Origin of the sequence: Bosea sp. (in: a-proteobacteria) (assembly GCF_023953965.1) — a bacterium.
GTDB lineage: Bacteria > Pseudomonadota > Alphaproteobacteria > Rhizobiales > Beijerinckiaceae > Allobosea.
The window spans coordinates 1,202,005-1,214,932 of sequence record NZ_JAMLIX010000001.1 but is presented as its reverse complement, the minus strand read 5'-3'; the positions used below and the strand labels follow the sequence as shown (position 1 = coordinate 1,214,932).

The window sequence follows — 12,928 nt, the reverse complement described above, 5'->3', positions numbered from 1 at the left end:
GCTTTCGATGCAGAATTCCTTCGACATGCAGACTCTGGTCTTCCTGGCGCTCGCCGTCTTCGTGGCTTGGAAGCTGCGTTCCGTGCTCGGCCAGAAGACCGGCCACGAGCAGCCGCCCAAGGACCCCTTCGCCCGCCGCGAGACGCCGCCGCTGCGGCCTGATCAGCAGGGCGCCGACAAGCGCGACAATGTGATCCGCCTGCCCGGCGCCGCTAATGACCCGGTCGCGCCCGAGCCGCTCGCCGCCGAGCGCTGGAAGGATCTCGCCCCGCCCGATTCCCCCGTCAGCGCCGGCATCGAGGCGGTGATCCGCCAGGAGCCCGGCTTCGATCCGCATGATTTCGTCAACGGCGCCAAGGCCGCCTATGAGGCGATCGTCACCGCGTTTGCCCGCGGCGACCGCAAGACGCTGAAGGGCCTGCTCGCCAAGGAGGTCTATGACGGCTTCGAGCAGGCCATCACCGAGCGCGAGAAGCGTGGCGAGAAGGCTGAATCCAATTTCGTCTCGATCGACAAGGCCGATCTCGCCGCCGTCGAGGTGAAGGGCAAGGCCGCGCAGATCACGATCGCCTTCGTGTCGCAGCTGATCAGCGTCACCCGCGACGCGCAAGGGGGCGTCGTCGACGGCAGCGCCGAGCAGGTCTCCGAGGTCAACGATATCTGGACCTTCTCGCGCCAGCTCGGCAGCCGCGATCCGAACTGGCTGCTCGTCGCCACCGAATCCGCCGCGTGAGCCGCGGCGGCGCCGGTGCCGCCCTGGCGTTCGTCGCGGCCCTGGGCCTCGCATCCGTGACCGCCGCCGCCCCATCGCCGCCCTTGCCCCCGGGAGCCCGTGCCGAGGCGCTGTCGCCGGCGGCGCTTCCGGGCTGGGCTGAGGACGATCACGCCGCCGCCTTCGCCGTCTTCGCCCGCGGCTGCGCGGCCGATCCGCCCCTGCGGCAGGGTGTGCCCGTGCCGGAACGGCTAGCCGCCGTCTGCGACGCGGCAAAGGCGCTGGTTGTGGCGGGACCGGTCGGCCGGGCTGAGGCGCGGGCTTTCTTCGAGCGGCACTTCTCCTTCTGGCGCATCCGGCCGGAAGAGGGCGCGACCGGCTTCACCACCGGCTATTTCGAGCCGGAATTCGAAGGCTCGCTCAGCCGTTCGGACGCCTTCCCGACGCCGCTCTACGGCCGGCCGAAGGATCTTGTGACGCGCTTCTCCGAGGACGACTGGCCAGGCCTCGACAAGCGGCTTTCGGCGGCGCGCCGCACCGCCGCCGGCTTCGAGCCCTTCCCCGACCGCACCGCGATCGGGACCGGCGCGCTCGACGGGCAGGGGCTCGAGATCCTCTGGCTGCGCGATCCCGTCGACCGCTTCGTCCTGCAGGTGCAGGGCTCGGGCCGCGTCAGGCTGCCGGACGGCGCGGTCACGCGGCTGACCTATTCCGGCCGCAACGGCCACCCCTACACCTCGCTCGGGCGCGTGCTCAGCCGGCGCGAGGCCATCCCGCCCGAAGAGATGACGATGGACCGGCTGATCGCGCGGCTGAAGGCCGATCCCGCCTTCGCCCGCGACCTGATCCGCCTGAACGCCTCCTTCGTCTTCTTCGCCCGCCGCGACGACCTGCCTCCCGAAAGCGGGCCGATCGGCGGCGCCGGCCTGCCGCTGACGCCGCTGCGCAGCATCGCCGTCGACCGCACCGCCTGGCCCTATGGGCTGCCGGTCTGGATCGACGCGACGATTCCCGACGGAGCCGGAGGCGACGAGCATCTGGCCCGGCTCGTGGTCGCGCAGGACACCGGCTCCGCCATCCTCGGCCCCGCCCGCATGGACCTCTTCGTCGGCTCGGGCGCGGCGGCGGGCCATCGCGCCGGGCTGATCCGCCACCCCGTCGCCTTCACCGTGCTGTGGCCGCGCTGACCATGCGCGCGCGCCGCGGAAAGACGCTGACCGAGGCCGACCTCGCGCTCTGGCGCCAGGTCGCGCGCACGGTCGCGCCCTTGCCCGGCCGGGCGCCGGTCGCGCCCGAGCCCGCCCCCGAACCCGCTGCCGCCGTGCCGACGCAAACCGCCGCGCGCGCCATCGCGGCCGCCGTGCCGGTGAAGGCGCAGGCCCCGCCGCTGGCGCCGCTCGAGCGGCGGCTGCGCACGCAGCTGCGCCGGGGCCGGCAGGATGTCGATGCCGCGATCGACCTTCACGGCCTGCGCCAGGACGAGGCGCATCTGGCGCTCGACGCCTTCCTGCGCCGCGAGCAGCGGCGCGGCTGCCGCATCGCCCTGGTGGTGACCGGCAAGGGCGGCGTCGCCCCGGCGTTGTTCGGCGACGAGCGTGGCGTGCTGCGCCGGATGGTGCCGCATTGGCTGCGCCTGCCCGAGCTTCGCCCGCTCGTCCTCGGTTTCGAGGAGGCGGAATTGCGCCATGGCGGCGCCGGCGCCCTCTATGTCCGCCTGCGCCGGCTCAGGGGAGAGGGGCCGTGACGCCGTTCGGCCGGCGCGTCAGGGCCCTGCGCGAGGCACGCGGCATGAGCCTCGCGCAGATGGCGGAGGGGCTCGGCGTCACGCCGGCCTATCTTTCGGCGCTGGAGCACGGCAAGCGCGGTCGCCCGACCTTCACCCTGGTCCAGGGCACGATCCATCTCCTCGGCGTGATCTGGGACGAGGCCGACGAGCTCGTTCGCCTCGCCGATCTGTCGCATCCGCGCGCGGTCGTCGACACCGCCGGGCTCGCGCCGGAAGCGACGCTGCTCGCCAACCGCCTGGCCCATGAGATCGCCGCGCTCGAAGGCGAGGATCTGCGGCGCCTGACGGCGATCCTCGACGAGGCGGCCCGGCGCGGTTCGGGCTGATCGGCGGGCTGTGCTTGACCCCGCGCCGGGCGGATGCGACAGGGCCGGCATCTTTCTTATCGGCCCGATCGCCGCGCAACCCGGATCCGCCCATGACCCAGACCCGTACGGACGTCCTCGCCCTCGGCAATGCCATCGTCGACGTGCTGGCCGTGGCCGAGGAGGATTTCCTCATCGCCCAGAAGCTGACCAAGGGCGCGATGATGCTGATCGACGAGGCGCGCGCCGAGGCGCTCTATGCCGCCATGGGCCCGGCCCGGATCGTCTCCGGCGGCTCGGCCGCCAACACCATCGCCGGCCTCGCCTCCTTCGGCGGCAGGGGCGCCTTCATCGGCAAGGTCCGGGCCGACGAGCTCGGCAAGCTCTATCGCCACGACCTGACCTCGCTCGGCGTCGCCTTCGGCACGGCCGACGCGGCGCAAGGCCCGGCCACGGCGCGCTCCTTCATAATCGTCACGCCGGATGGCGAGCGCACGATGAACACCTATCTCGGCGCCTGCCAGGGCCTCTCGGCCGCGGACGTCGACCCGGCCGCCGTCGAGAGCGCCGACATCGTCTATCTCGAGGGCTATCTCTGGGACCCGCCGGCGGCGAAGGAGGCCTTCCGCAAGGCTTCCGAGATCGCGCACCGGGCCGGCGGACGCGTCGCCATCACGCTGTCCGATTCCTTCTGCGTCGACCGCTATCGCGACGAGTTCGTCGGCCTGATCCGCAACCGCGTGGTCGATCTCGTCTTCGCCAACGAGCACGAGCTCAAGAGCCTTTACGAGACCTCGGATTTCGAGACCGCCCTGTCCTGGCTGCGCTCGGAGAACGTGCTCGCCGTGGTCACCCGCTCCGAGAAGGGCGCGCTCGCCGTGACGCCGGACGGCATCGTCGAGGAGCCGGTCTTCCCCGTGGAGCGCGTGGTCGACGCGACCGGCGCCGGCGACCTCTTCGCCGCGGGCTTCCTCTACGGCCTGACCACGGGCCGGGAGGCGCGCGATTCCTTGCGTCTCGGCGCGCTGGCGGCGGCCGAGGTCATCTCGCATATCGGCGCCCGGCCGGATGTCAGCCTGAAGACGCTGGCGGGGAACGAAGGGCTGCTCTGAGGCGCCTGTCCTTTGTCATTCCGGGTTCTTCGCCTAAGCGAAGCCCCGGAATGACGGATGGAGACAAAGCAAAACGCCCCGCATCGGCCGATGCGGGGCGTTTCGTTTGACATGAAGGCCGATGCTTACTCGGCCGCGCCCTGCTTCTCGCGGGCCTTCTCGGCGTCGCGCTCGGCCTTGAGCTTCTCGGTGATGTCCTCGCCGGTCTGCTGGTCGACGACCTTCATCGAGAGGCGGATCTTGCCGCGCTCGTCCTGGCCGAGGAACTTGACCTTGACCTTGTCGCCTTCCTTGACGACGTCCGAGACCTTCTGGACCCGGCGCGGGGCGAGCTCGGAGATGTGCACCAGCCCGTCCTTGGCGCCGAAGAAGTTCACGAAGGCGCCGAACTCCATGATCTTGACGACCGTGCCGTCATAGATCATGCCGACCTCGGCCTCCGAGACGATCGACTTGATCCACTTGATCGCGGCTTCGATCGACTTGCCGTCGGCCGAGGCGATCTTGATGGTGCCGTCGTCCTCGATGTTGACCTTGGCGCCGGTCTTCTCGACGATCTCGCGGATGACCTTGCCGCCCGAGCCGATGACTTCGCGGATCTTGTCGACCGGGATCTTCATCGTCTCGATGCGCGGCGCGAACTCGCCGAGCTGGCTGCGCGAGGCGCTAAGCGCCTTGGCCATCTCGCCGAGGATGTGCTCGCGCCCGCCCTTGGCCTGGTCGAGGGCGACCTTCATGATCTCCTCGGTGATGCCGGCGATCTTGATGTCCATCTGCAGCGAGGTGATGCCCGAGGCGGTGCCCGCCACCTTGAAGTCCATGTCGCCGAGATGGTCCTCGTCGCCGAGGATGTCGGAGAGCACGGCGAAGCGCTTGCCTTCCAGGATCAGGCCCATCGCGATGCCTGCGACCGGCGCGCGCAGCGGCACGCCGGCATCCATCAGCGAAAGCGACGTGCCGCAGACCGTGGCCATCGAGGAGGAGCCGTTCGACTCGGTGATCTCCGAGACGACGCGCAGCGTGTAGGGGAACTCGCTCTTGGCCGGCAGCATCGGGTGGATGGCGCGCCAGGCGAGCTTGCCATGGCCGATCTCGCGGCGGCCGGGCGAGCCCATGCGGCCGGTCTCGCCGACCGAATAGGGCGGGAAGTTGTAGTGCAGCAGGAAGGTTTCCTTGTAGGTGCCTTCCAGCGAGTCGATGAACTGCTCGTCGTCGCCGGTGCCGAGCGTGGTGACGACCAGCGCCTGCGTCTCGCCGCGGGTGAACAGGGCCGAGCCGTGGGTGCGCGGCAGGACGCCGGCTTCCGCGACGATCGGGCGCACCGTCTTGCCGTCGCGCCCGTCGATACGGATGCCGTCGTCGAGGATGTTCCAGCGCACGATCTTGGCCTGGGCCTCCTTGAACTGCGCGCCGACCTTGTCCTTGCTGAAGGTCGTGACGCCGTCCGGCGCGTCGGAGACCAGCGCGGCGACGACCTTGGCCTTGACGGCATCGACCGCCTTGTAGCGCTCGGCCTTGGCGGTGATCTTGTAGGCGGCGCGGAGTTCCGCCTCGCCCAGCTTCATGATCGCGTCGAGGATGGCCTGGTCGTCCGGCGGGTTGAAGTCGCGCGGCTCCTTGGCGGCCTTCTCGGCCAGGCGGATGATCGCCTCGATCACCGGCTGGAAATGCTTGTGGCCGAACATCACGGCGCCGAGCATGATCTCCTCGGAGAGCTCCTTGGCCTCGGACTCGACCATCATCACGGCGTCCTGCGTGCCGGCGACGACGAGGTCGAGCGCCGATTCCCTGGCCTCCTCGATCGTCGGGTTGAGCTTGTAGGCGCCGTCGATATAGCCGACGCGGGCGCCGCCGATCGGGCCCATGAAGGGCACGCCGGACAGCGTCAGCGCCGCCGAGGTCGCGACCATGGCGAGGATGTCGGGATCGTTCTCGAGGTCGTGCTGGAGCACGGTGACGACGACCTGCGTGTCGTTCTTGTAGCCTTCGACGAAGAGCGGGCGGATCGGGCGGTCGATCAGGCGCGAGACCAGCGTCTCCTTCTCGCTCGGGCGGCCTTCGCGCTTGAAGTAGCCGCCGGGGATGCGCCCGGCCGCGAAGGTCTTCTCCTGGTAGTTCACGGTCAGCGGGAAGAAGTCGAAGCCCGGCTTCGGCTCCTTGGCCGAGACCACGGTCGCGAGCACGACGGTCTCGCCATAGGTGGCCATCACGGCGCCGTCCGCCTGGCGGGCGACCTTGCCGGTTTCGAGGACGAGCTTGCGGCCGCCCCAGATCAGTTCTTCGGTTTGGATGTCGAACATGGATTTTCGTCTTTCGGTCGGATGTCGACCCGTCCGGCGCCTTCAGGCCCATGGGCAAGACGGCGGAACGCCCGGATGATGCGGATGCGCGTCCGGGCGCTCGGCGATCCTGCCATGGACGTCTCGGGCGCCCGGCGGGTCACGCGGGAGGCCGCCCCATGCGGCCGCCGCGGCAGCTCAGGCCGGCGCCCCATGGCGGCCGCGCCTGAAAAGAAGCCGCCCGGAGCAGCTCGCGCCGGGCGTAAACGAAACGGCTGTCGATCAGCGGCGGATGCCGAGCCTCTCGATCAGCGTCTTGTAGCGGGGCTGGTCCTTGCCCTTCAGGTAGTCGAGCAGCGAACGGCGCTGCGAAACCAGCTTGAGCAGGCCGCGGCGGGAATGGTTGTCCTTCGCATGCGACTTGAAGTGGCCGGTCAGGTTGGTGATGCGCTCGGTCAGGATCGCGACCTGGACTTCCGGCGAGCCGGTGTCGTTCGGCTTGGTGGCGTATTCCTTCATGAGCGCGCTCTTGCGCTCGGCAGTGATCGACATCGGGAGATCCTCGTGTTCGGGTTGATCTGGCGGGCCAGGCCGGGATGTCGTCCAGCAGGGTCCGAAGTCCGCGAGCCGCCTCATCGCGGAGGGGTCGCGCCGCCGGCTGGTTCAAGCCGGTTGACGGGGCATATACACGAAATCGGCGGAAACGCCAGCGCTCCCACGAGCGCGGCGGCGGAAACGCGAACGGCGCCCTTTCGGGCGCCGTGCCTGGCGACCGGATCGGGTCCGCGCCTTCAGAACTCTTCCCAGCCGGTATCCTGCGAGCGGCCGTTGGCGGCCCGGCGCGGCGCCGGCGCGGCCCTGGACTGGGCGAAGGCGGCCTCCGCCAGCCGGCGCAGCCGCTCCGGCTCGCCCGCCTGCGTCGCGGCAGGGGCGGGCCTGGCCGCGCGCGGCGCCTCGCGCCCGGTGCGGAAGGTCGCGACCAGCGCGTTGAGCTGCTCGATGCGGCCCGACAGCGCATTGGCCGAGGCCGCGCTCTGCTCCGACAGCGCCGCGTTCTGCTGCGTCATCTCGTCGAGATGCGCCACCGCCTGGCTCATCTCGTCGATGCCGTTGGCCTGCTCGCCCGAGGCCGCCGAGATGTCGGCGATCGTCGCCGCCACCTTCTGCGAAGCCGTCAGGATATGGGCGAGCTGCTCGCCGGCCCGGCGCACCAGCTTCACGCCCTCGCCGACCTCGGCATTGGACGAGGAGATCAGCCCGGCGATGTCCTTGGCCGCCTCGCCGGAGCGCTGCGCGAGCGTGCGCACCTCGGAGGCGACGACCGCGAAACCCTTGCCGGCCTCGCCGGCGCGCGCCGCCTCGACCGCGGCGTTGAGCGCCAGCAGGTTGGTCTGGAAGGCGATGTCGTCGATCACCCGGATGATGTCGGAGATCTTCTGCGAGGCGCTTTCGATGCGGGCCATGGCCTCGACCGCCCGGCCGGCGATGGTGCCGCCGTTCTCAGCCGCCTGCATCGCCTCGTCGGCGATCTGGGCGGCCTGCTTCGACGCCTGGGCGGAGGCCTTGACCGACGCCGCCAGCTCCTCGGTGGTCGCCGCGGTCTCCTCCAGCGAGGAGGCCTGCTCCTCGGTGCGCTTCGACAGATCGTCGGCGCCCGTGTTGATCTCGCGCGCGGCCAGGCCCACATCGGCCGATGTGGTCTGGATCGTGGCGACGGTCTCCGAGAGGCGGTCGACCGTCTCGTTGATCGCGCCCTTGAGATCGGCGAAACGGCCGCGATAGGCGGTCTCGACCCGGCTCGTCAGATCCCCGCCCGCGATCGCCGACAGGACCGCCGCGAACTCCGTCGTCGCCCCGTCCACCACCGCGTTGATCTCGTTGATGCCGCTGACCAGCCGCTGCATCTGCTCGTCGCCCTCGGCGAGCCGCAGGCGCGCCGAGAAATCCCCGGCCGCCGCGGCCGCGACCACCTCGCTGACATCGCCGACCACGGCTTCCATCGACCGCGCCCGCGCCAGATGCGCCGCCGCGGCGGCGCGTTCCTGCGCTTCCAGCTCCTTGAGCCGCAGCCCGTGCTCCTTGAAGACCTGCACGGCCTTGGCGATGCTGCCGACCTCGTCGTTCCGCTCCGTGGCGGGAACCGTGCCGGAGAAATCCCCCGAGGCGAAGCGGCCGATCACGCCCGACAGCGCCACCACCGGCGCGGTGACGTGCCGGCCGAGGCTCGTCGCGATGACGGCGTTGCCCAGGATCGCGGCGAGGGCGATGCCGATGAGCAGCATCAGCGGACCCATCAGCTTCGTGGTGGTGTCGTCGGTATAGACGCCCGAGCCGACGATCCAGCCCCAGGGCGCGAAACCCTGGACATAGGAGATCTTGCCGACGGGCTGCTCGGCGCCGAGCTTCGGCCACATATAGCTGACGAAGCCGGCGCCATCGCGTTTCACGACATCGATCATCTCGATGAACAGGCGCTTCCCGTTCGGATCGGCCATGTCGCCGATCAAGGTGCCGTCGAGCTCCGGCTTACCGGGATGCATGATCATCCGCGGTTCCATGTCGTTGATCCAGAAATACTCGCTGGTGTCGTAACGGAGCTTCCTGATGACGGCGATGGCGGCGCGTTGCGCCTCGGCCTCGGTGAGCTTTCCGGCGCGCTGTTCGGAATGAAAGTGCTCCAGGATGCCATAGGTCGACTGGACGAGCTGGCGGGTCTTCTCCGCTCGCCCGTCGGTGATCTCGCTGCGCAGGCTCGTGCCCGCGAACCAGGCCACGATCGCCATCCCGATCAGTGTCGAGATGGTGATGATCTGGATTTTCATTCCGATCTTGTTGAGGATATTGAGCCGGATGGATTTCATGAAAGACGCCCCGAGGCGGTTCCCTAACGGTGTGAACTGTTTCAGCCTTCGACTTCTGGCGGTTAATGCTGAAAAACTGCTTAAAGCGCGTCGGATAAAACGACGCCTGTTCCGCGGCTGCCGTGGGGAGCGCCCCTTTGCCGGGGTGGCATGCGGGCCCGCCCCTTGATAGAGCGGGCTTGCCTGAACATGTTGGCGTCATCCGTCCCGCCACGATCCCCGGTCAGCCACCCCATGCCCGAACCCAGCAACGCCCCCGTCATGCACGCCACCACCATCCTGATGGTGCGCAAGGGCGGCCGCGTCGTCATCGGCGGCGACGGCCAGGTCTCGCTCGGCCAGACCATCATGAAGGGCAATGCCCGCAAGGTGCGCCGCCTCGCCAAGGGGCAGGTGATCGCGGGCTTCGCCGGCGCCACCGCCGACGCCTTCACCCTGTTCGAGCGGCTGGAGAAGAAGCTCGAGCAATATCCGACCCAGTTGCTGCGCGCCTGCGTCGAGCTCGCCAAGGACTGGCGCACCGACCGCTATCTGCGCCGGCTGGAGGCGATGCTGCTCGTCGCCGACAGGGAGGTCTCGCTCCTGATCTCCGGGACCGGCGACGTGCTCGAGCCGGAGGCGAGCGAGCACGGCGCGGTGATGGCGATCGGCTCGGGCGGCAACTACGCGCTGTCGGCGGCGCGCGCGCTCATCGACGTCGAGCCCGATGCCGAGGCGATCGTGCGCAAGGCGATGAGGATCGCCGGCGACATCTGCGTCTACACCAACCATTCCCTCGTCATCGAGACGCTGGAAGCGGCGTGACCGCCGGCGCCGCCCTCCCGTTCATCCGGATGCAATTCTCTGCAATGACCAGCTTTTCCCCCCGCGAGATCGTCTCGGAGCTCGACCGCTTCGGCGCAAAGGCGAGCGGCAGCGAAGCCGTCCGATTTCGCAATCCGACGATGAAGCCCAATAGCGAGCGCCAGCTGTGACCAGTTTCTCTCCTCGCGAGATCGTCTCGGAGCTCGACCGCTTCATCGTCGGCCAGAGGGACGCCAAGCGCGCCGTCGCCATCGCGCTGCGCAACCGTTGGCGCCGCCAGCAGCTCGAAGGGCCGCTGCGCGAGGAGGTAAGCCCCAAGAACATCCTGATGATCGGGCCGACCGGCTGCGGCAAGACCGAGATCGCGCGGCGTCTCGCCAAGCTCGCCAACGCGCCTTTCATCAAGGTCGAGGCGACCAAGTTCACCGAGGTCGGCTATGTCGGCCGCGACGTCGAATCGATCGTGCGCGATCTCGTCGAGGTCGCGATCGCGCTGGTGCGCGAGAGCCGGCGCAAGGATGTCGAGGCCAAGGCCCATGTCGCGGCCGAGGAGCGCGTGCTCGACGCCCTCGTCGGCGCCAATGCCAGCCAGGCGACGCGCGATGCCTTCCGCCGCAAGCTGCGCAACAACGAGCTCGACGACAAGGAGATCGAGGTCGAGATGGCGGCGGGCGCAGGCGCTGCGACGCCGATGTTCGAACTGCCCGGCATGCCCGGCGCCTCGATCGGCGCGATCAACCTCGGCGACATGCTCGGCAAGGCCTTCGGCCAGAAGGGCAAGCCGAAGCGCGTCCTGGTCAGGGACGCCTATAAGCCGCTTCTCGCCGAGGAGAGCGACAAGCTTATCGACCAGGAGGCGATCGTCCAGGCGGCGATCCGCGAGGTCGAGGAGAACGGCATCGTCTTCCTCGACGAGATCGACAAGATCTGCGCCCGCGAGGGCAAGGGCGGCGCCGACGTCTCGCGCGAGGGCGTGCAGCGCGACCTCTTGCCGCTGATCGAGGGCACCACCGTCGCGACCAAGCACGGCGCGGTGAAGAGCGATCACATCCTCTTCATCGCGTCCGGCGCCTTCCATGTCTCGCGCCCCTCCGACCTCCTGCCGGAACTGCAGGGGCGGCTGCCGATCCGCGTCGAGCTCAATCCCCTCGACATCGAGGATTTCAAGCGCATCCTGACCGAGACGGAAGCGAGCCTGATCAAGCAGTCGGTGGCGCTGATGGCGACCGAGGAGGTCACCGTCACCTTCACGCCCGACGCGATCGACGCCATCGCCCGCATCGCGGTGGAGGTGAATGCGACCGTCGAGAACATCGGCGCCCGCCGGCTCCAGACCGTGATCGAGCGCATCCTCGACGAGATTTCCTTCACCGCGCCGGACCGCTCGGGCGAGGCGGTGACGATCGATGCGCCTTACGTCGAGGCGCGCATCGGGGACCTCGCGAAGAACGCCGATCTGAGCCGGTTCATCCTCTGATGGAGAAGCCGGCCGCATCAGGGCCGGAATCCTCCCGCCTCGCCCGCGATTCGGCGATCGTCGGCGTCGCCACGGTCGCCTCGCGGCTGCTCGGCTTCGCGCGCGACGTGCTGATCGCGCGGCTTCTCGGCGGCGGGCCGGTGGCGGACGCTTTTCTCGCGGCGCTGCGCCTGCCCAATCTCGTCCGGCGCGTGCTCGGCGAAGGCGGGCTCAACGCCCCCTTCGTGCCGCTCTATCTCGCGATCAAGGGCGAGCGCGGCGCGGCGGCGGCGCAAGACTTCGCCGGCGCGGCGGCCGGGCGGCTCAGCCTGCTGCTGCTGGTGCTGGTCGGGCTTGGCGAGCTCTTCGCGCCCTGGCTCGTGCTCGGCCTTGCCGGCGGCTTCGCGCAAGCGCCCGAAACGCTGGCGCTGGCGGCCTCCTATACGAGGCTGATGCTGCCCTTCCTCTTCCTGACCACGCTCGCGGCGATGCTGGCGGCGCTGCTCAACGCCGAGAAGCGCTTTGCCGTCGCGGCGCTGGCGCCTGCGCTGATGAACGCGATCCTGCTCGCCGTGCTCCTCATGCTGCACGCGCGCGCCACCGCGCCGGAGGTCGGCGCGCGCTGGCTCGCGCTCGCCACCAGCCTGACCGGCCTCGCCCATCTCGCCATGATCCTCATGGCGCTGCGCGGTCGCGGCCTGCCGCGCCCGAGCCTGCGCTGGTCGCCGGACATGACGCGCTTCCTGCGCACCGGCGGGGCGACGCTCATCGCCGCTTCAGCCGCGCAGCTCGTCCTCCTGGTCGCGACGCAGATCGCCTCGACCGGCCCCGGCGCGGTCGCCGCGCTCTATTATGCCGATCGCGTCTTCCAGCTCCCGCTCGGCTTCGTCGGCGTCGCGATGGGCACCGTCGTGCTCTCCGACATGGCGCTGGCAGCGGAGCGGGACGGCCCCGACGCCCTGCTCGGGCAGGCGCTGGCGCTCGGGCTCGCGCTTGCCCTGCCGGCCGCGACCGCGCTCGTGGCGCTGGCCGATCCGATCGTCTCGGTGCTGTTCGAGCATGGCCGCTTCGATGCCGCCGATCGCGCGCGTACCGCGGCAGCGCTCGCCGCTCTCGGCTGCGGCCTGCCCTTCGCCGTCGCGGCAAAAGTCTTCGGCCAGGTCTATTTCGCCCGCCGGGCGCCGTGCCTGCCGCTTCTCTCCGGCGTCGTCGCGGTCGCGGTCGCGGCCCTGTTCGGGTTTGGCCTCGCGCGGGCAGGCAATGCGGCGCGGATCGCCGCGCTGGCGGCGACGCTCGCCTTCGTGGCGCAGGCTCTCCTGCTCGGCGGCGCGCTGCTGCGCCAGCGCATCTGGCGCCCGGGCCTTTCCGGCTTGCGGCCGATCGCCGCCAGCCTCGGTGCCAGCGCGATCATGCTCGCCGTGCTCGCATTGCTCATGGCGCTGCTGGCGGGCCCCCTCGCCGTCGACCGGCCGGTCCTGCATCGGGTCGGCGCGCTCGGCCTCATCTGTCTTGGCGGGCTTGCAAGCTATGGCGCGGCCGGCTGGATGCTCGGGGCCTTCGGCGCTCTCCCCTTGCGCAAGCGGCGGGGTTGAGCCAGAAGCGCCGCTTCCCTT

General features: G+C 69.9%; 12 protein-coding genes. 9 read left to right on the top strand and 3 right to left on the bottom strand.

All coding sequences use genetic code 11. The features are described from left to right. The first annotated feature begins 7 nt into the window (after positions 1 to 7). From M9917_RS05725 to M9917_RS05705, 5 genes are all read left to right on the top strand, one after another. Positions 8 to 733 carry a Tim44/TimA family putative adaptor protein gene (locus M9917_RS05725; protein WP_297251695.1) on the top strand — a complete coding sequence of 242 codons (726 nt, stop codon included), beginning with the start codon at positions 8 to 10 and terminating at the stop codon, positions 731 to 733. Beyond that, positions 730 to 1,899 carry a murein transglycosylase A gene (gene mltA, locus M9917_RS05720; RefSeq protein WP_297251693.1) on the top strand — a complete coding sequence of 390 codons (1,170 nt, stop codon included), beginning with the start codon at positions 730 to 732 and terminating at the stop codon, positions 1,897 to 1,899. Before M9917_RS05725 ends, mltA begins: the two co-directional genes overlap by 4 nt. Before the next feature lie 2 nt (positions 1,900 to 1,901). Further along, complete coding sequence (locus tag M9917_RS05715; RefSeq protein ID WP_297251692.1) at positions 1,902 to 2,456, top strand: Smr/MutS family protein; 555 nt, start codon at positions 1,902 to 1,904, stop codon at positions 2,454 to 2,456. Next, a complete protein-coding gene (locus M9917_RS05710) occupies positions 2,453 to 2,824 on the top strand; it encodes a helix-turn-helix domain-containing protein (protein ID WP_297251689.1) in 372 nt (123 codons plus the stop codon). The genes M9917_RS05715 and M9917_RS05710 overlap by 4 nt, the downstream gene beginning before the upstream one ends. A gap of 92 nt (positions 2,825 to 2,916) precedes the next feature. Further along, positions 2,917 to 3,915 carry an adenosine kinase gene (locus M9917_RS05705; protein ID WP_297251688.1) on the top strand — a complete coding sequence of 333 codons (999 nt, stop codon included), beginning with the start codon at positions 2,917 to 2,919 and terminating at the stop codon, positions 3,913 to 3,915. Positions 3,916 to 4,040: 125 nt separating this feature from the next. Here the strand turns inward: M9917_RS05705 and pnp are convergent, their stop codons facing one another. From pnp to M9917_RS05690, 3 genes are all read right to left on the bottom strand, one after another. After that, positions 4,041 to 6,215, bottom strand: a complete 2,175-nt coding sequence (pnp, locus tag M9917_RS05700; protein ID WP_297251686.1) for a polyribonucleotide nucleotidyltransferase — start codon at positions 6,213 to 6,215, stop codon at positions 4,041 to 4,043. 261 nt (positions 6,216 to 6,476) lie between these two features. Further along, complete coding sequence (gene rpsO / locus M9917_RS05695; RefSeq protein WP_297251684.1) at positions 6,477 to 6,746, bottom strand: 30S ribosomal protein S15; 270 nt, start codon at positions 6,744 to 6,746, stop codon at positions 6,477 to 6,479. 239 nt (positions 6,747 to 6,985) lie between these two features. Then, on the bottom strand, positions 6,986 to 9,016 hold the full coding sequence (locus tag M9917_RS05690) for a methyl-accepting chemotaxis protein (RefSeq protein ID WP_297251682.1): 2,031 nt from the start codon (positions 9,014 to 9,016) through the stop codon (positions 6,986 to 6,988). 273 nt (positions 9,017 to 9,289) lie between these two features. On the opposite strand from M9917_RS05690, the gene hslV reads away from it, so the two are divergent. From hslV to murJ, 4 genes are read left to right on the top strand one after another with little or no spacing between them, the layout of a single operon-like run. Next, the gene (gene hslV, locus M9917_RS05685) at positions 9,290 to 9,859 is read left to right on the top strand and encodes an ATP-dependent protease subunit HslV (protein ID WP_465246327.1); all 570 of its coding nucleotides are present in this window, start codon (positions 9,290 to 9,292) and stop codon (positions 9,857 to 9,859) included. Beyond that, complete coding sequence (locus M9917_RS05680) at positions 9,856 to 10,029, top strand: hypothetical protein (protein WP_297251680.1); 174 nt, start codon at positions 9,856 to 9,858, stop codon at positions 10,027 to 10,029. The genes hslV and M9917_RS05680 overlap by 4 nt, the downstream gene beginning before the upstream one ends. After that, the gene (gene hslU / locus M9917_RS05675; protein ID WP_297251678.1) at positions 10,026 to 11,336 is read left to right on the top strand and encodes an ATP-dependent protease ATPase subunit HslU; all 1,311 of its coding nucleotides are present in this window, start codon (positions 10,026 to 10,028) and stop codon (positions 11,334 to 11,336) included. Before M9917_RS05680 ends, hslU begins: the two co-directional genes overlap by 4 nt. Continuing rightward, on the top strand, positions 11,336 to 12,907 hold the full coding sequence (murJ, locus tag M9917_RS05670; protein WP_297251676.1) for a murein biosynthesis integral membrane protein MurJ: 1,572 nt from the start codon (positions 11,336 to 11,338) through the stop codon (positions 12,905 to 12,907). Before hslU ends, murJ begins: the two co-directional genes overlap by 1 nt. The last annotated feature ends 21 nt before the right edge of the window (positions 12,908 to 12,928 follow it).